The sequence below is a fragment of the Asaia sp. As-1742 genome, assembly GCF_011753235.1.
In the GTDB taxonomy this organism is placed as follows: Bacteria; Pseudomonadota; Alphaproteobacteria; order Acetobacterales; family Acetobacteraceae; genus Asaia; species Asaia bogorensis_B.
In genome coordinates this window covers 421397-442243 of the sequence record NZ_VWWA01000002.1, presented here as the reverse complement: position 1 = coordinate 442243, position 20847 = coordinate 421397, and the positions used below count along the sequence as shown (strand labels likewise).

The window sequence follows — 20847 nt, the reverse complement described above, 5'->3', positions numbered from 1 at the left end:
CGCTGGCAAGGTTCATGCGTTTAAGGTGAGGTTCTGCCCCCTCATCGGAGACCCGTCCATGTCCGAAAGCAAGACCGTTTATCGCCCTTATCACCATCCTGCGGGTGGCTGGGGTGCGGTCAAGGCAACGGCCAAGGCTCTGCTGGAGCAGAGCGTGGTGGGCAAAGGGTCGCGGGCGCTTCTGGCCATGAACCAGCCGGGCGGCTTCAAATGTCCGAGCTGTGCCTTTCCGGACCCCACGCGGCACAAGAAGATCGAGTTTTGCGAGAACGGTGTGAAGGGTCTGGCGGTTGAGGCCACCAAGCGACGCGTCACACGGGAATTTTTTGCGCAGTACAGCGCCAGCGATCTTGCCGCACAGAGCGATTACTGGCTTGAGGAACAGGGGCGCCTGACGGAACCCATGCGCTATGATGCACAGACGGATCACTATGTTCCGTGCAGCTGGCCCGAAGCCTTCGCCCTGATCGGGCAGCATCTGCGGGGCCTTGCCTCGCCACATCAGGCCGAATTCTACACCTCGGGACGAACCTCGAACGAGGCGGCGTTTCTCTATTCCGTCTTTGTGCGGGCCTATGGCACGAACAATTTTCCCGACTGCTCCAACATGTGCCATGAGCCGACAAGTCGCGGCCTTCCGGGTGCCATTGGCATCGGCAAGGGCACCGTGGTCATGGATGATTTCGACCATGCCGAGGCTATTTTCATTATCGGGCAGAATACCGGCACCAATTCACCACGCATGATGGGGCTTCTGGCCCATGCCCGCAAACGCAACGTGCCGATCGTTGTGGTCAACCCCATGCCGGAGCGCGCCCTGATACGCTTCACGGAGCCGCAGGATGCCGTGCAGATGGCAACCGGGGGATCGACAGCGATTGCGACCGAATTTGTCCATATCCGGATCGGCGGTGATCTCGCTTTCTTCAAGGGCATGATGAAGGCATTGTTCGAGCGGGATCAGGCAGGCGAGAGCGTGCTGGATCATGACTTCATCACCACCCATACCGAAGGTTTCGAGGCCCTGCGCCAGGAGGTGATGCAGCAGGACTGGGCGGAAATCGAGCGTATTGCTGGCATCGACAAGGCCCAGATCGAGCGCGCAGCCGACATCTATGCGCGATCGAATGCCACGATCATCTGCTTTGGCATGGGCATTACCCAGCATCAGCAGGGTGCCCGCATGATCCAGCAGATTGCGGCCTTTCTCATGCTGCGGGGCAATTTTGGCAAGAAAGGCGCAGGAATTGCCCCGATCAGGGGCCATTCCAACGTTCAGGGCGATCGCACCGTCGGCATTGATGAAAAGCCGAGTCAGGTCTATCTCGACCGACTGCGCGATGTCTTTGGTTTCGAGCCTCCGCGGGATCATGGCCATCATGCTGCTGATTCGGTCGAGGCGATGCTTGCCGGTACGGCCCGCGTCTTTATCGGCATGGGCGGCAATTTCGTGCATGCCATCCCGGACACACCGCGCGCCTATGAGGCCATGCGTCGTCTGGACCTGACCGTGGGTATCGCGACCAAACTCAACAGAGGCCATATCGTCCATGGGCGCGATGCGCTCATCCTGCCGGTCGTGGCCCGCTCGGAGATCGACCGTCAGGCGACCGGCGAACAGTTCGTGACGATCGAAGACGCCATGTCGAATGTGACTGCCTCGCGCGGCGTGCTCGAGCCCGCCAGCCCGGACCTGCTTTCGGAAGTCGCCATTGTCTGTGGCATGGCGCAGGCCACCCTGCCGGACAGCACCATCCCATGGGCATTGTTCCCGACTGATTACAGTCTGATCCGCGACAGGATTGCGGCGGTCTATCCCGACATCTATGCTGATTTCAACGCCCGCATACGCAACCCGCAGGGGTTTCATCTCGACATTCCGCCCCGTCGTCGCGCGTGGAAAACCCCGACTGGAAAGGCGCAGTTCTTGCTCTTTCCGGGCCTCGCCGTCGATGATGCGGTCGATGATCCTGACATGTTGCGTCTTTCCACCATACGCTCTCATGACCAGTTCAACACGACCATTTACAGCATGAATGATCGCTATCGGGGCATCTACAACACCCGCATGGTCGTGTTCATGAATGATGAGGACATGGAAGAGCGCGGCATTACGCAGGAAATGGTCGTCAGTCTGGAAACGATCTCGACAGACGGCATCCATCGCCGCGTGAACGACCTCGTGGCGGTGGCCTATCCCATGCCGCGTGGCGCAATTGCGGGCTACTATCCCGAACTCAACCCCTTGTTGCCTCTCAACCATTTCGACGAGATCAGTGGCACACCCGCTGCCAAATCGATCCCGGTGCGTGTTTTCCTCGCGGAGGGGACATCATGACCACGAGACCGGATAGTCTTGCAGCAGCCCATGTGCTGCGCCACGCCATCGAAATCGGCCCCGAGGGCGTTCAGGAGCGGATTGAGCTTGGCATTGCCGAAGAGATACCGCTCACCCTGATTTTCAATGAATTCCATGTTCATGCCGTCATGATGGTCACACCGCTTGACCTGCATGATTTCGTGCTCGGTTTCGTGCTTACCGAGAAGATCATCGCTGCACCGAGCGATATGATCTCCTGCCATATCGAACGTCATGAAGAGCAGCTTACAGCGCATATACGCATCACCGGTGCCGATTTCAGCCGGTTGATCCGTCGGGGTCAGCGCCTGCTGACCGGAGGCAGTTCATGCGGGCTTTGTGGCGTGACCTCGCTTGACGATATTGCCACTGCAACACCGAGCCTTCCCGCGCATAGTATTCCGGTGTCATCCATACGTGCGGCGCTCAATGCCCTGCCAGACCAGCAAGTCCTGAACCAGCAAGTGCATATGGTGCATGCTGCGGCCTGGGCTTCACCTGATGGTATCATCCATTACGTGCGTGAGGATGTCGGGCGCCATAACGCTTTGGACAAGCTGATCGGCATACTAAGCCAGTCACCAAGGGATCCGGGGCGAGGCTTTTGCCTGCTGACCAGCCGTTGCTCATACGAAATGGTTGAAAAGGCACTGACCCTGGGTATCTCGACACTGGTAGCGGTCTCCTCTCCAACCGATCGCGCCATCCAGATTGCCCGCAAGGCAGATATGACCCTGATCGGCAATGCGCGGCGGGACCGCTTCTCTGTATTCTGCGGCGGCCATCGCCTTGTCAGACCCGAAACTCTGGAAATGATGACCACATGACACCCAACTCCTCACCGGCCTCACAGGGAATTTTCGGTTTCGAGCAGGATTTTGCAGGATCGTTACGTTGCATACCGATGTGTGTGCGAATGAAGCTCGATCTGACAGGTATCAAGCTAAGCCTGCGCCAATGGAGCCAGTTTCTTCCGGACGAACGTCGTGAATTGCTGGAACGCGCCTGCATTACACCAGACGAGCAAAGCCGCTATCATGCTCATCTTCTGTCCCTTATCGCGCAACGCTGTGACGCGCCACCAAAGCCCCTCCCCGCAAATGAGGATCATCTCTGGCGTGATAGCGCGGCGATTCCTGACTGTGTTCTTCAGCAGGCCGCTTCAGATAGGGTCTCACCGCCAACACCTGAGGCGTGGGGAACGCTGACATCGCTGCAACGCTTTGCCTTGGTCAAGCTTGCCCGCTCACGCCATGAAAATGAGAATTTTGTTCCGGCATTGCGTGAGTTCGGCCTGTTGATGACTGAGCCCGCGTAATCACGCTTCAAGAAGCGTTGTCAAAGCCAGCAGATCATCCGGCGTATTGACGTTGAAGAACGGATCCGGCCCCTCATCATCAAAGGGGATGGGGGTCATATCGATGCGTCGTGCAAAGTTCCAGACGGCAAGCTGACGGTGATCGCCCGATGTCACGCCCGCGCTCAGGTAGTCATCCAACAGGGGCAGAGACGATACAGGCCAGAGCGCAACGAGAGGATGGATGCGTCCTCGGCTCATGGCACAACAGGGCGACACGTCCAGCCGTTTCACCAGATCGTTCGGGACAAAAGCTGTATCGACCGGTACGGTCAGAACGACCGACCTGCCAAGACCCTGTGCCCATTCAAGTGCCGCGAGCACGCCGGAGAGCGGACCGGCCCCGGTGTATCGATCCTGAAGCAGCGGCAGATCACGGCCATAGGCAGTTTCGCAGTCGCGTCGTGTCGAGAGCGCAACCGGACCGACCTGTGGCCGTAACCTGTCAAGGAGCTGATCGAGCAAAGCCCCCTCCCCGGCTGGAATGAGCGCCTTGTCCCGATACCCCAACCGACTGCCTTGTCCCCCTGCCAGAATGACGGCAGGGGTCATGGGCAGCACCTGCTCAGCGTGGACCGCCGGGGGGAACAGGTTGCATGGGTCTGGGCGGTACCGGGTGCGGATGATAATGATGCCTGTGCGGGCGTACCGGGGGTGGGGGTGGCGGCGGTGGCTGCATCTGCACGGGCCTGAACGGCGGCGGTGCCTCTCCGCGGTTGTAATAAGGCCCCTTGTAGTTGTTGTTCAGCTGGGAGGAATTCAGCTGCTCAATCATGTTGTTGCCAGTCCCGTCCGCATAGCGGTGGGGTGCCGGGCCTTGCTGCGCGAACGCGAGCGAGGGGGCAGCAAGAGAGAGCGCCGAAAGGGCTACCCCCAGAATACGCTTTGACCCGAAATGACGAATCATGGTGTCTTCCCTTTGATGACGAGCCCGTCCGAGACCGGCTTGCCGCGCTGCCAGACCTGAGAAATCAGGTCGATGTCAGATATGGTGCGGTCTGGCGCGCCGTCAATGACGAGGAAGTCAGCTCGTTTCCCGACAGCCAACACGCCACGATCCTGCAGCCCCAGAAGAGCCGCTGCTTTCTGCGTCGCCAGATTGATAGCCTGCAACGGCGTAAGGCCTGACTGCGTCAGCAGGACAAGCTCGCGATGCTCGGCGTAGCCCGGCAGGCGAAGCGGCGTCGCTCCGGAGTCAGTCCCGAACCCGATCTTTGCTCCGGCACGATACAGGGCGAGAACGTTGCGTTCATTCATTGCCAATGCGGCGCGTGCCGCGCCGACCGAAGGCTTCGCCAGACTATCCTTGCGCCATTGTTCATCGGCGATCCTATCGCGAAGGGCCGGTGACATGGCATCATGTGCCACGGGCTGCCCCAGTGTCTCCGGATGCTCGGCAAAATAATAGGTCGACTCATCCAGCGACAATGTCGGGATATACCAGGCTCCGGTGGATCTGATCTGGGTGATGAAGCCCTGGTCGACCGGCTTGTCCCGCACACCATGCGCCAGAATATCGGCCCCATGCTGCAGGGCCGTTCGGGCGAGATCCAGATCATGGATATGGACCGCCACGCGCAGGTGACGCCGGTGAGCCTCCTTGATGGCCGCATCCCAGACAGACGCGCCGAGCAGCGGCAAGGGCGGTTTGCCCGGATTGGTCAGACGCAGATCATCGAGCCAGATCTTGACGAAATCCGTCCCCTCATCAGCCATCCGGTCCACAGCCTGTCTTGCCTGTTGCGGGGTGGACGGGCGGAAAATCTGGTCACGCCCCATGCCGTCAATCATGGCTTCGGGCGGCATCCCGGCAGGCGCGCCGATACCCTGATCGACACCGAAAAGATCGGCCCCCTCATTGGCCCCTTCATGCTGCTCGTGACGCAGCTGATCGAACAGGGGAGATTTGTTCAATCCGAGCGCCGTCACGGTCAGGACCCCGTAGCGCATATACTGGTTGAGCGCTGCCAGGATATTGGCGCGTGTGTAGTTGGCCGAAGCGGCGCTCATCCCGTCCACCAGCCCGACATGACTGTGGTCACTGATCAGCGCAGGCATGATCGTCCTGCCCTGCAAGTCGATAATCCTGACCCCCGCAGGCGGTGTCGTGGCCAGGCCGATGATCTGGCCATGATCGACCACCATCGCAAGATCCGTGCGTGCCGGTGCGCCTGTGCCATCGACAACACGCGCGTGAATCAGCGCAACCGGCTCGGCTCGTGCCGGTTCGCCGCTAGCGATCGAAACGCCAAGGGCTGCGATGAGGGAGAACGCTGGAACCGCGAGCCGACTGCGCCTGACCGGTGATAGCGGGGCCTGACCGGAATATCGCATGAAAGCTCCTTTATCGCATTCCAAGACCCGCCACGCCGCGACAATCCGGGTGGCATACAGGCCGTTCGAAGCCACCTCCCGAACGCTGCAAAGCGGCACAGGATCCATCGCCCGTGAAAACGATATCGCATCTGTGAAGACTTGTTGGCGCTGCAAAAGAAACGGAGCGCCCTCGCGTCAGTTAAACAGCGGTATGATGGTCGCCCGGAAGCTCAAAAATGACGGGCATGACAGTAAAACAGGAGCGTTGCATGTCACTTACGCCGCAGGTCAAAGCGATTCTTGCCAATTACGAGTCAGATAATCCCGGCACCAAGGCCAATCTTGTCCGCCTGATGAATACGGGCGTTCTGGCTGGCACCGGCAAACTTGTCATTCTGCCCGTCGATCAGGGGTTCGAACACGGACCTGCCCGCTCCTTCGCGGCCAACCCTCCGGCCTATGACCCGCATTATCATTTTTCGCTGGCGATCGAGGCCGGACTGAATGCCTTCGCCGCCCCCCTCGGGATGCTTGAGGCAGGTGCTTCGACCTTTGCCGGTCAGCTGCCGCTTATCCTCAAATGCAACAGCTCGAACTCTCTGGCGACAGAGAAGAACCAGGCCGTCACTGGTACGGTTGCCGATGCCCTGCGTCTGGGCTGCTCGGCAATCGGCTTCACCATCTATCCGGGTAGCGAATACTGCTTCGATCAGATGAACGAACTGCGTGAGCTGGCCCAGGAGGCAAAGGCCGCTGGTCTCGTCGTCATCGTCTGGAGCTACCCTCGCGGCCCAATGCTCGACAAGGCCGGTGAAACCGCTATCGATATCTGCGCCTATGCAGCGCATATGGCCGCCGAATGTGGAGCGCACATCATCAAGGTCAAACCGCCGACAGACGCGCTTTCCTTGCCGGCAGCCAAAAAGGTCTATCTCGATCAGAAGATCGACATCTCGACCATGGAAGCCCGTGTACGCCACGTTGTGCAGTCAACCTTCGCAGGGCGCCGCATCGTGATCTTCTCGGGTGGTGAGCATGAGAGCACCGAGGCCCTGCTGGACACCATCCGTGGCATCCATGCTGGCGGCGGGTTTGGCTCGATCATCGGCCGCAATACTTTCCAGCGCCCGCGTGAGGAGGCTCTGTCGCTCCTCTCGACCATCACTGGCATTTTCAAGAGCTGACTTATTGAATGCAGTGTGCGCCATCGTTTTCCGACGGGGCGCTTCACTGATACACAATCCCCAAGCGGGATCATTCCTGCCCCCGGCGACATCCTGGGGGCAGGTCATTGCTAGCCCTGTCCTGCAGCCTCGTAGGCGGCAATGACCAGGTCAGGTGGCCCGTCCATCCGGATCCGCCCCCCCTCCATCCAGATGATCCGCGTGCACCATTTTTGCAGGATGGGCAGAGAGTGCGACGTGACCACAAGAATGCGAACGTATTCGATCAGGCGCGTCAGTCTTTCTCGCGCTTTCTCCTGGAAATGGCTGTCACCCGCCATGAACCATTCATCCATGAGGAGGATCTCGGGGCGGGGTGATGTTGCGAGCCCGAAGCCCAGGCGGATGGCCATACCCGAAGAGTAATGCCTGACGGGGAGATCCAGAAAAGCTCCCAGTTCGGCGAATGCCTCGACGTCCTTTTCGAGCGCCACGGTTGCCTGCGCAGTCATGCCCAGCACACGGGCATACAAGCGGATGTTCTCCCGGCCAGTGAGTTCCGTATTCATCCCGGCCTGTGGGCTGAGAAGTGCGTGGACCTCTCCCGTGACGTCGAACTGGCCGATCGAGGATTCGTAGATTCCGGCGAGCGCCCGCAGAAGGGTAGACTTCCCAGCCCCGTTATGCCCGATCAGTCCGACACGTTCCCCAGATGCAATCGTGAGCGAAATGGCATCCAGCGCCACAATGATTGTCGTGTCATCCTGGCTGATGATGCTGCCACCAACGGCCTGGCGATTCTGGATCTTTTGTCGGACGCCTTTGAACAGGCTCTTCTTGAACGAGCGCGCACTCCCATGGAACATGGGATAAATCAGGGAGTAATCCTTGAGAGTAATGGAGGACATCGCTCTTACACCCAGAATGCAAGACGCTCACGCGTTCTGACGAATGTCAGAAAGCCAAGCAGACACCAGACGAGGCTGACACCGCAGGAAACGGTGATGACGTCCAGACCGGGAAGGAGCCCCAGAATCGGGCCACGCACCAGCTCGAGAAGATCGTAGAATGGATTGAAAATCAGGTACCGGCCGCGCGGTCCCAGCTGGCTGGGTTGCCAGATGATCGGGGTGACATAAAAAGCGATCTGCATGAAGGCCCCGACAACAGACGTTATGTCGCGGAAACGTGCGCAGAAGGCACCCAGGAGCAGGCATGCCGCATAGCCGTTCAGAGCCCACAGTACGAGCCCGGGCAATGCAGCGAGACTGATCAGCCCCGGCCAGACACCGTAGAGAACAAAAACCCCGATCGGCACGATGATGCTATGAGCAAACACGATAAGATTGCGCACCAGCAGCCTGATGGCATGAAGCGTGTAAGGCAGCTTCATCGCGTGAATGGTTCCTTCTGCTTCAACGAAGCAGGTGCAGGACTCGGTCAGCAGACTCGACAGGCCAACTTGCCAGAGTGCGAGAGAAAGCGACAGGAAAGGCAGATAATCTCGTAGCACCATATGGAACAGACGAGCATAGATCACCCCCATTGAAGCAATCATGATAAGGGCAGAAAGGGTGAGCCAGAACGGGCCAAGCACCGAACCGCGGTAACGCAGTCGTATATCAGTCCAACCAAGAGTAGCTGCCAGTCGCCACATACGCAGCCCTGATAGTATATCCTCCCATGCGAGGGCATAACGACGCTGGCTCATGTCTCTCCGGGAATTGCTGACAGTCTCTTTTGGGACAAGCGCCTGAAAACACATGACGCGCTGGACAATTCGCGTAGCGGATCAGACTCGGTTTCGCAACTGCAGCGCGATAGACCGGGCCAAATCATCCAGGGCAGCACGATAACGCCACTTTTGGCTTCCTTTCTCTTGCTGCACTCCGTAGTTTTGCCTCATTCTCGCCCCACATTACGGATCACGCTCGGTTGCATCAGGTGAAATCCATCATGGCCCCTCCCCGTCACTCGACCATTCAGGCCGGACAGAATGAAGTCGGCTGGTCCCGTCTTGCGGGAATGCCACCAAAGCGCGTTCTACTGATTACGGGGATAACGGCCTTACTCAGTGCCTGCGCCAGCACACCTCAGCGCCCGCAGGTCCCTGTTGCCCAGGAAGCCGCGCATTATCGCGAGCATGCCAAATCCTATTACGCGCCTCCCGGCCCGGCAGACGATCCGTGGGGACCCTATATCGAGGAGGCATCTCAGCGGTTCGACGTACCGACAACCTGGATACGCTCTGTGATGATGCAGGAGTCGGGCGGACGGCTATACGACCGGAATGGCCAGTTCACTACATCGGCACCGGGAGCAATGGGGCTTATGCAGCTCATGCCCCCCACCTATGACGACATGCGCATGCAGTACAGCCTCGGTGATGACGCTTATGACCCGCACGATAATATCATGGCGGGCACGGCTTATATCAGGCAGATGTACGATATCTACGGATCTCCGGGTTTTCTGGCAGCCTATAATGATGGTCCCGGCAGTCTGGACTCCTATCTTCGCCGGGGGCGGGCTCTGCCGCGCGAAACCCGTCGCTATGTAGCCCATGTGGGACCGCAGATTGCGGGGATCTGGCCGCGTAACCGCTCGGCTGCCGATCTGCTGGTGGCCCAGCACGACCCCTCGGCTGCGACGATGGTCGCCCAGAATGACAGTGAGACTGCCTCGGTTCGTGCAGCATGGCGACATCAGGCGCAGGCAGCTACTTATAGTGCCGACCAGCAGGACATGCAGGTGGCCGAAGCGCCTGCACCATCCTCGAACCGCGATTCTGTCAGCTCTGCCTGGGCTGCCCGCGGTATCACAGCAACGCCTTCACCTGCTCCTGTCCAGATGGCAAGTCTGACGACCTCCGCCTCGGATACATCTTCTGACTCCAGCACCGACAGCGTGGCGCAGGCCTGGGCGGGGCGGGCACCGGTACAGCCTATCCCCGTCGGTCGACATCTCTCCGCCGAACCCGTACTGGCGGTCATGACACCCCGACCCGTCCGCCAGACTGCTGTATCCCGCGCGGCCCCGGCCATCACACCCGGCAATTGGGCTATCCAGGTGGGCGCGTATAATTCTGCCGTGCAGGCCACACGTGCTGTGGCCCAGGCCCAGAATCACGCTGGAACTTCGCTTTCCGGTGCGCGTAGTCAGGTTTCCACGGTGCAGTCGGGCCGGGCGCATCTGTATCGGGCGCGTCTGGTCAATCTCTCCCATGACAATGCCGTGGCCGCCTGCCGGAAAATGGGCCGTGACACACCCTGCGTCGTCGTCTCTCCGGGATCATCATTCTGACCAAGCTCCCTGTGGAGACATCATGAAACGCTGTTTTATCCCCGTTTCCGCCGCTCTCCTGTCACTCTCGATAGCGACGGCGGTCCCCTCGGCACACGCTGCGCTCAAACAAGGGGGTGAAGCGCCGGATTTCACGCTCCCCGCCACGCAGAATGGGCAGGAAACCAGCTACACGCTGCACGATGCTCTCAAGAACGGCCCCGTCGTGCTTTACTTCTACCCGGCGGCCTTCACCAAGGGCTGCACGGCCGAGGCGCATGGTTTTGCGGACGCCATGCCCCAGTTCAAGGCGCTTGGCGCCAGTGTCATTGGCGTATCGATGGACAACATTCACAAACTGGATGATTTCTCGGTCAGCCAGATCAAGGGACAGTTCCCCGTAGCGTCCGATACGGATGGCAAGGTCACGCGCCTGTATGATGCCAAGATGCCCATGCTCGATATTGCGCAGCGGATTACCTATGTGATCGCACCCGAAGGGCAGATTATCGACACAATCAGCACGGACTCTCCGGGCAATCATGTCAGCAAGGCGCTGGCAGCGCTGAAGAGTTTCAAGGCCGATACCATGAAGAACCGCCGCAAATAGGGATCGGGCCACATGCTGTGACGGGTGGCCGCTTCGTTCATGACTTCATCAGACAAGACCCACCATGTTGGTGCTTCGCGTCCCCTGCGCCTGCAGGGTGACGTGACCAGCACCGCCCTCTACGATGGCCCCGGTGACTGCTATCGCTACCGCCTGCACAGGGTATGGGCGCCTGAAAAGCCCAGCATCATGTGGCTTATGATGAACCCGTCTGTGGCCACCGAGTATGGCGACGACCGGACCGTTGCCAAATGCCAGCGCTATGCCCGCGAGTGGGAGTATGGCGCGATGTTTGTCGGCAACAGCTTTGGCTATCGCTGCACGGACCAGAAGCGTCTGCTTGAAGTCGAGGACCCTGTGGGGCCAGGCAATGATGCGGCATTGCTCGATATGGCGCGGCAGGCCGACAAGGTGATACTGGCCTATGGCTCACCCACCCACCCGTCATTACGGGCACGCGGCAACCATGTCGCGCAAGCCCTCCACGCCGCCGGGATCCCCCTGTTCGTTCTGAGGCTGAGCAAGGGAGGCCGACCCGAGCACCCCCTCTACCTTCCATCTGCCCTGACACCAGTCCGGCTAGACGAGGCCTTCTTCAAGGCGCTGGATGGTCAGCCCGCCCCTTGATGGGAAAAGTCAGGTGATTCGGCTGGCAGGGTACCGCGGTACCCTGCGCCGGTTGATAGCGAGAGACGATATCGGACCGCTTTATTTCTCGGTGATCTGATAGGTCAGCACGACATGATTGTCGTGATTGGGCTGGGTGGCGACTGGCTGGATCTGCACGCCCAGATCATGCTTCTGATAGACCTTCTGGATAGCTTGCGTGTCAGCGGTTGCGGCCTCTGCTGTCACAGTGGCACCGGGACGCAGCTTCGTCACAGCTTCAAGTTCGGCGGTCGGCACTTTTTTGTTGCCAACGAACTCGACCTTGTCGAGCACGAACGGCGCGGGGGCTGCGGCGGCCTGCGGTGCCTGCTCTTCGATCACGAGATAGAACTGCACCGTGTTTTTGACAAAGCGCTCCTTCTCGCTGAACTTGGCACCCATATTCTTGGCCTTGTAGAGATCCGCCACTTTCTGCACGCCTGCATCGAGCTGATCGCGCGTGACGGTATCACCCACATGATAGGGAAGTGCGGCCATGATTTCGTCAGTCGAGACGGCCTTGTTGCCCTCAACCTTGAGAATCTTGAGCGTCAGCGGTGCGTCGGCAGCCGGGGCACTGGCAGCCAATGCCGGCGAAACGAGCCCTGTGACGGGCAGGCAGGGCAGAGCCGCCGTACCGGCCATGAGAGCAAGACCGGCGAGAGCGAGACGGGAGTTCGGCTTCATGTTGTCGTCCTTCTGAACAGGGTCATTCTGAACGGCAGGATCATAGGCATCATGCGAAGCAATTGGCAAAACCCGCGCGTGCGGTGCCATTCTGCGTCTCATCTTTCAGGGATATCATGATGTCGGAAACAGGCCTGAAGCAGGTTGCCGGGTCACCGCTCAACCTCTTACGCGCCGGAGGCGGCGTCTCGAGAGCAAGGGGCGCTTGCAAGAAATGCCTGCTCTCAAAAGCATTAGAACGGCACGTTTCGGCCTTGAACCTTTAGCTGGGAAACAGAGAAGCGCCTCTGCCGGGAGTAGAAACGATACGCCGCGGCAAAGCATCAAATGCTCCTGCCGTCCCCTGCGACCTGCAAAACATGAGTACAGATGCGGGTCGGGGCGGCCCAGAGAGACCGCTCCGACCCGGGAAGACTAGCCTTCCATTTCGGCAGGCATGGCGGAGCGGGCATCAGGATGGACGTGCGGGCCTGTCGCCATAACGTGCTCACGATCCCAGCGCTTCGCCAGCGGCAAGAGGCACACGAGAACACCTGTCAGGATCAACCCTGCCACGAACAAATCGCGGAAGAGAGGCACATAGAGCGCCGCCGCCGCAGCGCCCGTTGCCGGTGTGCCCGTGGCCGCAGCGAAATTGGCAACCAGGCTGCCAGCGTACATAGCCACGCCCCATAGCAGATAGAGCGACCCCATCATGAAGCCACTGCTTTCGGGCAGTGTGTAGCGAGCGATAATCGCCAGCCCCAGCGCCATGGTCAGAAGCTCGGCAATCGAGATCAGACCGTAACCCAGAACCATGACCCAAGCCGAAACCAGAGGCTGGGCATGAGAAGCGGCAATCCACCAGATAAGGAAGCCCAGCGTCACGAGGCCAAAGCCAAGCACCATCTTGTGCGCAAGTGACAGGTCGCGCCCCTGGCGGGCCAAACGATTATACAGGGCCGCCAGAACCGGGCTCGCCAGCATGATCCAGATCGGATTGAGCGCCTGAAACTGGCCAGCGCTGAGATGCACCAGGGTGACGCCACCGATACGAAGATCACCATCGACAGCGCGCAGCGCAAACAGCGTGAGCGATGTCATCATCTGCTGATAGAAAATCAGATAGGCCATGCTCTCCAGACAGAGCAGGAAAGTCAGGCGCAAACCGGGTCGGGCTGCATTGCCCGAGCGCAAGTAGAGACGCCCCCACAGGAAGGCAATGGCCGCCGTAGCGCACCAGACGCAGAGCCGCGCGATCCCGGGGCTCGCGATGATGCCTGTCAGCACAAGCACGGTCAGTACAAACCCGCCAAACACAGTCAGAAACGGTTTCAACTGGAAAGGCCCCTGATCCAGCGCTGAGCCAGCGTGATGGATCCAGCGGCGACGCCAGAAATAATAGGCCAGCCCCACGACAAGCCCGCCCGAACAGGTCAGGAAGGCGCTTGCAGGTCCATAGCGATCCTGCAGCAGCGGCGTGATGAGCATTGAGACGGTCGAGCCCACATTGACCGACATGTAATAGATGGTGAACGCGGCATCGAGCGCAGCGTCGTCGCCCTCATAGATGCGACGTACCAGATTGGCCGCATTGGGCTTGAACAGGCCATTCCCTGCCGAGATCAGGGCCATGGCGAAAAACAGCAATGAGCGATGCTGGTCAGCAAGCGCAAGCGCTGCATAACCGAAGACCAGCGCAAACGCACCCATCAGCATGGTGCGCCTCGGGCCAAGGATGCGATCGCCGGCAAAGCCGCCAAGAACGGGGGTGATGTAGGTAAGACCAACAAAGGCGGCGATCATGACATTGGCTGCCACGTCGCTCAGCCCCAGACGCTGAACCAGATAGAGCGTCAGTACGGCCTGCATGCCGTAATAGCCAAAACGTTCCCAGAGTTCGATCGCGAAGACGACCGAGAAGGCCTGTCGTCGCGTCGGAAGCTCTGTGAGAGAGGATGAGCTCATGAGGGGGGTCCGGGTCAAGAAATCAGATCAGTGGACCCGAGATATCACACTCCCCCGTGATGGAAAGACTAAAGTCCGGCCCAGATCCCCGAGATCCTCATGCCGCCATAGCAAAGGACCACGAGCAATGCGGTGGAAAGAAGGGCAACAATCGCCCCCATCACCTCACGGGTGAAGATCAGCTTCCAGTCGAAAAAACCGGGCCTCGCCACCGTTATCAGGCCTCCTCAGCCTGCTGCGCGCGCTGTTCGGCAAAGAACGCTTCGAGCTTGGGATCGACGTCACCGATCCTGACCTGAAGCGTGACGTACAGGTTTCCCGCCTTGTGCTGGCCGTGCTCGGCGACACCACGGCCACCCAACCGCAGCACCGTACCGGTATCGGAATGGGGAGGCACCTTCATGGTCACCTGCCCTTTGGGCGTCGGGATCACGATCTTGCCGCCAAGAATGGCTGTTTCCAGATCAACCGGCACATTTGCCCTGAGATCGCGACCATCGCGGGTATAGATCGTGCTTGGCGTCACCGAGATCGTAATGAGCGCATCACCGGCAGGGGCATTCTCTCCCATACCGGCACCGCCCTTGCCGCTCAGGCGCAGGGTCTGACCATCCTCGATTCCGGCGGGTATCTTGACCTCGACCGTTCCCGCCTCGGGCAAGGTCACACGGCTTGTCGTGCCCAGCACGGAATCCTCGAACGAGACTGTCAGTGTATAGGAGCGGTCTGCCCCGCGACGCGTCCGACGACGCCCGCCAAATGGCCCTCCGCCAAAATCGGCACCGGTGCCACCGCCGCTGAACATGTCGGAGAAAAAGGCCCCCAGATCTTCCTGATTGAACTGGTTACCGCCGCCATGGAAACCTTGGCCGCCACCGAAGGGCCCTCTCTCATTCCCCTCGGCATCGATTTCACCGCGATCAAAGCGCGCGCGCTTCTCCTTGTCGCCCAGAATGGCATAGGCGGCACCAACGGCCTTGAAGGCCTCCTCAGCCTTCTTGTTGTTCGGATTATGGTCCGGATGATGTTCCTTGGCGAGCTTGCGATAGGCGCTGCGGATCTCCTTATCCGTGGCGCTACGCGTCAGGCCAAGCGCTGCATAAGGGTCTTTCACGCCTGTATCTCCTTGCTTTTCGTGAATACTACAGAATTCATACGTTGTATATTGTGACCATCGCCGGCAATTCAAGTGAGCTAGCGCGAGAAGGCCTTTGCAAGGATACTTTGCTTTGCCGCATCGATTGGCAAGTCCGTATCGCGCATCGCCACACCCTGCCACCCTGCGCCCATCGCGGTATAGAGCGCCACGGAATCGTGCAGTCTGGCCGTACGGGCCACTGCCTCACGGTCCTGAGCCCCCAGCAAGGTGCGCTGCGTCGTCAGAACATTCAGATAATCGGTCAGACCCGCGGCATAGAGCCGCCTTGCCCTGTCCGCTGCCAGACCGCTATCGGTTGCTGCCTGATGCAGCTGGGCGACATAGTGGTCGTTATGCAGCCATGATGTCATGGCGTCCTCGACCTCGCGGAACGCATTGAGCACGGTCTTGCGATAGGTCAGACGGCTGGCCTCGGCCCGTGCGCGCGCCTCGACCACCTGCGAGGTGAAACGCCCCCCGTGCATGACCGGCAGGGTTGCCAGCATCATGAAAGACCAGCTCATCGCATTGACCTGAAACGCCTGATACATGGCGGAGGCATTCGGGTTGAATGTCAGGGGAATCGAGAATTTGGGGTAGAGCTGGGCCACGGCCACGCCGATGCGAGCCGTCGCCTCGGCATAGCCCCGCTCGGCGGCACGAATATCGGGGCGATTGGCCACGACGATCGAGGGCAATGTGGCCGGAAAGCGTGGCATGACCGGCAGGGAGGCTGTCCCATTGGGCAATGCCTCAAGCTCTGCCTTGAGATCGCCCGGCATATCGCCCAGCAGCACGCTCACCCCGTGACTCAGCGTGTCGATCTGGGCCTTGAGAGGTTCGAGCGAAGCCAGTTCGCTATCAAGTTCGCTCTGCGCCTGCGCGGTCTGAAGCGTGTTGCCTATGCCCTCCAGATAAAGACGTTTGGTCAGATCGACCTCACTCTGGGCATTCTTGACGTTGGCCTGCGCGATCGAGAAACGTAGCTGCGCCCCCCGGAGCGAGATATAGGCGCGTACCAGATCCGAAAGCAGCGTCATCAGCGTGGCGCGTCGGTCCTCGATACTCACATCGATGGCGCGCTCGCTCGCCTCGACCTCGCGCCTGATGCGTCCAAACGCATCGATCTCCCAGCTGGCCTGGGCACCATAGGTCAGGACCGACGCCTCTGGCCGGTTCTGCGGATTGCCGGGCCTGATGGGCCAGTTGTCGATATTGATGGAATATCGACTTGAGCCACCGCCTGCGTTGACATCAAGCTGCGGGTACCAGGCCGATGCGGCCTCTTCACGCATCGCGCGACCGGCGATGATACGCTGGTCGGCAATGAGCAGGTCGTAATTGCCCTTGATGGCCTGCGCCACGAGCCGGTTGAGCAGCGGATCGTTATACTGCCCCCACCACTCCTTCATCTCGGCCTCAGTGCGGGCGATTTCCTCTGCGGTGGCCGCGTGATCGGTCTCGACGAAGCCATCGGGCAGTTTCATGCGGTCGGGCTTGTAGGCGGGCCCGACCGTGCATCCAGCAAGAAGCGAGGCAGCAAAAGTGAAGGCGCAAAGCCTGCGGGAGAGAGACACCATGATCAGAGATGGTTCTGCAGCCAGGTGGTCAGACGGCCCCGCTGCCCCTGTGGCGGGGTACCGACCGTGACCGTGCAGGTCATTCCGGCCGCCAGGATGACCTCGGGCGGCACGCGATCAAGATGGATACGCACGGGAATACGCTGCGCCAGACGGACCCAGGTGAAGATGGGATTCACATCCTGCAGCCCCAGCTTGTCCGGCGATCCGTTCTGATCGTTGATACCCCGGGCAATGGAAACGACATGGGCCGGGATGATTTCGCGATAGCCCATGAGCTTCACGCGGGCGACGTCGCCCACATGCACGCCCCACATCTTCGTTTCCTCGAAATAGGCGTTGATCCAGAAGCTGTCAGCATCGATGACCGCCATGCGGGACTGCCCTTCATGCGCGTAGTCACCCACGCGCAGATTGAGGTTGGTCACGTATCCTTCAACCGGCGAGTAGACGATGGAACGTTGCAGGTTCAGCCTCGCCACATCGAGCGTGGCACGCGCTGCATTGACCGCGTCCTCCTGCGTCTCGACATTGGAGTTGTAGATTTCCTGCTCTTCAGCCGAGACGATACCGCTCAATCCCATGCGGCGCTTGGCATCGTTGCGACGGAGCTTCAGATCTTCCTCGGCGCTCGCCAGATGGGCCTCCGCCTCCTTGATCGCGAGGCGGAACCGTACCGGGTCGATCACAAAAAGCGGGTCGCCACGATGAACGAAATCATTGTCATGCACCGGCACACTGACCACTGTTCCCGACACTTCAGGCGCTGCGTCGACCACATACACGCGAACGCGTCCATCGCGCGTCCAGGGTGCGATCATGTAGGTCTCCCACAACGTGTAGCCCAGCAGGATCGTCACTCCGAGCACCGCGAATGTCAGAAAGACCCGGATCAGTGTACGAGCGAGCAACACGGAGGCATTTCCTTGTGTGGGACAGATTGCAGGACGAGATACACGAGGCCTGGAGAACTGCAGACAAGGCCAACCAAGGCCATCTCCAAAGCTGCCCTGCGCTCACACATAGAGCACCAGCAGGCAGAAAACGCAGACATAAAGCGCAACCTCAAAGAGGGCGACATGCCAGAACCACTCAATGGCGCCTGTACGCCAGAGCAGGAACCGGATGAAAAGGGTGACGGGAATGGCGGCGAGGAAATAGATGGCCATCGGAGATATGAATACGCCGAAAAGATCGAATTCCGCGAGCATCAGCCTCCCTTCTCCTTCCACTATCGACCTTGCGGGATCAGAAGGAGGAGAGCCAAGCCCGGCAACATGAAGTGCGGGATTTTCCGCCATGCTGTAGGGGCGCAGACACCGGATGTCCTGACCGAACCCGGAAAAGCCCCAGAACTGACGCCTGAGGCAACTAAGGGAAGGTCATAGGGTAAACCCAGGCTTGCCGCCAGAAGGCAAACCTGAATTTTGCATTAGATTTAGAGCAACAAATTTCACAACGCGGTTAGCAGGTTTACCGCCGGGTGAAGATATTACGCAGAATCTCGAGGAGCTGCTTGCCTGTAAAACGGCCAATGGGGCCAACCAGCAATCCGGCAATGGTTGACAGGGCCAGTGTCTGCTTGAACTCGATCATCTTGCGATCACGACGCAGCCTGGCTTCGAACTCTACGGGGTCAGCAATGTTACGCGTGCCGAGCAACCCGAAGATGACCACAAACAGGAGGTCAAGACCAAGCACCGAGCAGGCCGCAGCAAAAGCCGAGAAGTGAAGGACACTGTATGCGAAAGCCCACAGTACGGCATGAAACGAGACGAGGGCAAAAAGCCCAAAAATGGCCGCGATGACGAAGTAGGCTACACGGCGGCCGAGGCGCATCGCCACGCGCTGCAGAACTTCGCCCTGAGCCTGAAGGGCTTCCTGCCCGACATCAATGACCTTCATGGAGATTCGCAAGCCTTTACGGTGTAGTCGTGCCAGTGCTGGACGTGCCAGAGGCGAACCCGCCAGAGATCAACCCGGGCAAGCCGGCCACCGAACATCCAACCCTGAAACGGATTGGAACAGGAGGCCGCCTTATCCAGGAGGGAAGACAGCCTATTTGGAGACACGTCCTGCAATAAAGCCAATGACTGCAGAAATCAAAACCGCAGCGATGGGGCGAGCACGCACACGGGCCTCGGCGTTGTGAAGCTGCACGTCTGTGATCTCGCGGGCATTGGCCACTGCCTGATCGGCGCGCCCTGCAACATCAAGCAGCGCAGGGTTGATACGATCCTTGAGCAGCTGCTCCAGCTGGTCCTTCAGGCTGTCGATCTGTTCCTGAGCCGATTTGCTGGCATTATCTACAGACTTCTTGACGTCGGTCTTGCTCATGTCACAACTCCTCAAACGGTCTGAACCGTATCTTATGGTTTCGGATACAACGCTTAGAGTTCAGGCGAGGTTTCATGTCAGGTTCATCGCGGGAACATCAGCCGCCACTGTCGATACATGCGCTTTCGATGACGGCGGGAGCACCCGGCTTCTCTCTCGAGCTGGGCAGAGGCGAGGCCATCAGCCTGCTGAGTGAGACAACCGACCAGCTAGGTCTGTTCTGCGATGTTCTGAGCGGCTTTGCAGCTCCGGCATCGGGGTGCGTCATGATCAACGGTGAGCCAATTCTTGAAGAGCCGCCCGAGAGGCGTGATATCGCACTGGTTTCGGCGCGCGAACCTGTTTTCGGCCATATGGACGTTGCCGACAACATTGCTTTTTCCCTGCGTGTGCGGGGGATGCCGCTTCATGAGATGAACGCCATCGTCAGCAACCGTCTCGCGCTTCTCGGGCTCGATGCTTTCTCCTCGACCCGTGCTGACAGTCTGTCCCCCGAGTATGATCTGAGGCTGCGGCTGGCGCGGGCGCTGGCCTTCAATCCCTCAGTCCTTGTGCTGGATGATATTCTGTCCGGGCTGGACTTGCGCGCCATCATCCGAACGCGTCAATTGATCACGAAGCTACACAGAGCGCTCGGCCTGACCCTGCTCTACACCGCGAACAGTCGTGAGGATGCAGTTTGGCTGGGGGGACGCATCGCGCTGTTCGACAAGCTGACCCTTGTCCAGTGCGCCAACGCCAGCATTCTGCTTGATCGCCCAGCCACCCCCTGGGTTGCTTCCCTGTTCGCGGAGGCGAATCTTCTGGTTGGGCGCACGCTGACAATCGAAGATGATGTTGCCACTGTGCATCTCGCCAGTGGCGGGATTGTAGAGGCACTTGCCGACGCTGATCTGGAGGAAGACAGCCTTTGTGTGCTTTGCATACGCCCTGATCGCATAACGCCGCTCTTCTCGACTTCTGTGCTGGATGATGACGGCCCACAGCCTCTCGTCGCGACCTTGCAATCCGTGCTGAATACGGGGGAGCAGATGCGTTTGAGGCTTCGTCTCTCCGACGGTGTGGAGATAGAGATGAGACGCCCGCTCCTGCAGTCCGGCCGCCACCTCGCGCCCGGCACGCCCATGCAACTTGCATGGCAGGCAAGTCAGGCTGTGGCCTTTCCGATGAAAGACGATCTATAAGGGATGTTCCGTATTTTTTTTCATAGAAAGGCCGTTTCCTGAACGCGTCGCCCACCCTTATCCGACATGGTCGTTTGACACGCGACGCTTGTAGCAAAGCCGTATACTCGTTGTTGGTATCGCTTTGCCTGTCCGTAGCGTTGCCTTCATCCTCATGTCAGGCCGTCGCGACGACCCATCACGCCCGCCACGTTGCACATCATGCGTCAGGAAAAAAGGCAGTACATCCTTCCAGATCC

General features: G+C 59.5%; 22 protein-coding genes. 8 read left to right on the top strand and 14 right to left on the bottom strand.

Translation table 11 applies throughout. From position 1 onward, the window contains the following. Nucleotides 1-58 precede the first annotated feature (58 nt). From F3J08_RS04665 to F3J08_RS04655, 3 genes are read left to right on the top strand one after another with little or no spacing between them, the layout of a single operon-like run. Nucleotides 59-2338: an FdhF/YdeP family oxidoreductase gene (locus F3J08_RS04665; RefSeq protein WP_166928604.1), complete on the top strand. Its 2280-nt coding sequence runs from the start codon at nt 59-61 to the stop codon at nt 2336-2338. Continuing rightward, a complete protein-coding gene (gene fdhD, locus F3J08_RS04660) occupies nt 2335-3186 on the top strand; it encodes a formate dehydrogenase accessory sulfurtransferase FdhD (RefSeq protein WP_083510844.1) in 852 nt (283 codons plus the stop codon). Before F3J08_RS04665 ends, fdhD begins: the two co-directional genes overlap by 4 nt. Beyond that, the gene (locus tag F3J08_RS04655) at nt 3183-3677 is read left to right on the top strand and encodes a nitrate reductase associated protein (protein ID WP_122040140.1); all 495 of its coding nucleotides are present in this window, start codon (nt 3183-3185) and stop codon (nt 3675-3677) included. The genes fdhD and F3J08_RS04655 overlap by 4 nt, the downstream gene beginning before the upstream one ends. On the opposite strand, the gene F3J08_RS04650 is transcribed toward F3J08_RS04655, so the two are convergent. From F3J08_RS04650 to F3J08_RS04640, 3 genes are read right to left on the bottom strand one after another with little or no spacing between them, the layout of a single operon-like run. Continuing rightward, the gene (locus F3J08_RS04650; protein WP_166928603.1) at nt 3678-4268 is read right to left on the bottom strand and encodes a molybdenum cofactor guanylyltransferase; all 591 of its coding nucleotides are present in this window, start codon (nt 4266-4268) and stop codon (nt 3678-3680) included. Nucleotides 4269-4281: 13 nt separating this feature from the next. Next, nucleotides 4282-4623 (bottom strand): hypothetical protein, encoded by a 342-nt coding sequence (locus F3J08_RS04645; protein WP_166928602.1) that lies wholly within the window; start codon nt 4621-4623, stop codon nt 4282-4284. Beyond that, entirely contained in the window at nt 4620-6050 is a 1431-nt protein-coding gene (locus F3J08_RS04640) for an amidohydrolase family protein (RefSeq protein ID WP_166928601.1), read from the bottom strand. The genes F3J08_RS04645 and F3J08_RS04640 overlap by 4 nt, the downstream gene beginning before the upstream one ends. A gap of 251 nt (nt 6051-6301) precedes the next feature. Between F3J08_RS04640 and F3J08_RS04635 the strand changes: the two genes are divergently transcribed. Then, nucleotides 6302-7216: a class I fructose-bisphosphate aldolase gene (locus F3J08_RS04635; protein ID WP_122040136.1), complete on the top strand. Its 915-nt coding sequence runs from the start codon at nt 6302-6304 to the stop codon at nt 7214-7216. 110 nt (nt 7217-7326) lie between these two features. On the opposite strand, the gene F3J08_RS04630 is transcribed toward F3J08_RS04635, so the two are convergent. Next, nucleotides 7327-8103 carry an ABC transporter ATP-binding protein gene (locus tag F3J08_RS04630; RefSeq protein ID WP_122040135.1) on the bottom strand — a complete coding sequence of 259 codons (777 nt, stop codon included), beginning with the start codon at nt 8101-8103 and terminating at the stop codon, nt 7327-7329. A gap of 5 nt (nt 8104-8108) precedes the next feature. After that, nucleotides 8109-8906 (bottom strand): ABC transporter permease, encoded by a 798-nt coding sequence (locus F3J08_RS04625; protein WP_240149131.1) that lies wholly within the window; start codon nt 8904-8906, stop codon nt 8109-8111. A 245-nt stretch (nt 8907-9151) separates the two neighbouring features. Here F3J08_RS04625 and F3J08_RS04620 point away from each other — a divergent pair, with 245 nt between their 5' ends. From F3J08_RS04620 to F3J08_RS04610, 3 genes are read left to right on the top strand one after another with little or no spacing between them, the layout of a single operon-like run. Continuing rightward, complete coding sequence (locus tag F3J08_RS04620) at nt 9152-10498, top strand: transglycosylase SLT domain-containing protein (protein ID WP_370458664.1); 1347 nt, start codon at nt 9152-9154, stop codon at nt 10496-10498. 22 nt (nt 10499-10520) lie between these two features. Continuing rightward, on the top strand, nt 10521-11087 hold the full coding sequence (locus F3J08_RS04615; protein WP_166928599.1) for a peroxiredoxin: 567 nt from the start codon (nt 10521-10523) through the stop codon (nt 11085-11087). Nucleotides 11088-11126: 39 nt separating this feature from the next. Continuing rightward, on the top strand, nt 11127-11714 hold the full coding sequence (locus F3J08_RS04610) for a DUF1643 domain-containing protein (protein ID WP_166928598.1): 588 nt from the start codon (nt 11127-11129) through the stop codon (nt 11712-11714). Between the two features lie 81 nt (nt 11715-11795). Here F3J08_RS04610 and F3J08_RS04605 read toward each other — a convergent pair whose 3' ends face one another. The 9 genes from F3J08_RS04605 to F3J08_RS04565 form a co-directional block, all read right to left on the bottom strand. Next, nucleotides 11796-12512, bottom strand: a complete 717-nt coding sequence (locus F3J08_RS04605; RefSeq protein ID WP_023980002.1) for a POTRA domain-containing protein — start codon at nt 12510-12512, stop codon at nt 11796-11798. Nucleotides 12513-12836: 324 nt separating this feature from the next. Continuing rightward, entirely contained in the window at nt 12837-14369 is a 1533-nt protein-coding gene (locus F3J08_RS04600; RefSeq protein ID WP_166928597.1) for a peptide MFS transporter, read from the bottom strand. Between the two features lie 68 nt (nt 14370-14437). Then, nucleotides 14438-14581, bottom strand: coding sequence for a hypothetical protein (locus F3J08_RS04595; protein ID WP_162993523.1), 144 nt, complete (start codon nt 14579-14581; stop codon nt 14438-14440). A gap of 5 nt (nt 14582-14586) precedes the next feature. Next, the gene (locus F3J08_RS04590; protein WP_166928596.1) at nt 14587-15483 is read right to left on the bottom strand and encodes a DnaJ C-terminal domain-containing protein; all 897 of its coding nucleotides are present in this window, start codon (nt 15481-15483) and stop codon (nt 14587-14589) included. Nucleotides 15484-15563: 80 nt separating this feature from the next. Further along, on the bottom strand, nt 15564-17087 hold the full coding sequence (locus F3J08_RS04585; RefSeq protein WP_122040128.1) for an efflux transporter outer membrane subunit: 1524 nt from the start codon (nt 17085-17087) through the stop codon (nt 15564-15566). A 2-nt stretch (nt 17088-17089) separates the two neighbouring features. Next, the gene (locus F3J08_RS04580; RefSeq protein WP_023980007.1) at nt 17090-18001 is read right to left on the bottom strand and encodes an HlyD family secretion protein; all 912 of its coding nucleotides are present in this window, start codon (nt 17999-18001) and stop codon (nt 17090-17092) included. A gap of 102 nt (nt 18002-18103) precedes the next feature. Beyond that, a complete protein-coding gene (locus tag F3J08_RS04575) occupies nt 18104-18298 on the bottom strand; it encodes a DUF1656 domain-containing protein (protein ID WP_122040127.1) in 195 nt (64 codons plus the stop codon). A gap of 262 nt (nt 18299-18560) precedes the next feature. Beyond that, the gene (locus F3J08_RS04570; protein WP_166928595.1) at nt 18561-18992 is read right to left on the bottom strand and encodes a phage holin family protein; all 432 of its coding nucleotides are present in this window, start codon (nt 18990-18992) and stop codon (nt 18561-18563) included. 153 nt (nt 18993-19145) lie between these two features. After that, nucleotides 19146-19424: a hypothetical protein gene (locus F3J08_RS04565; RefSeq protein ID WP_023980010.1), complete on the bottom strand. Its 279-nt coding sequence runs from the start codon at nt 19422-19424 to the stop codon at nt 19146-19148. A gap of 74 nt (nt 19425-19498) precedes the next feature. Here F3J08_RS04565 and F3J08_RS04560 point away from each other — a divergent pair, with 74 nt between their 5' ends. After that, nucleotides 19499-20608, top strand: a complete 1110-nt coding sequence (locus F3J08_RS04560) for an ABC transporter ATP-binding protein (RefSeq protein ID WP_166928594.1) — start codon at nt 19499-19501, stop codon at nt 20606-20608. The last annotated feature ends 239 nt before the right edge of the window (nt 20609-20847 follow it).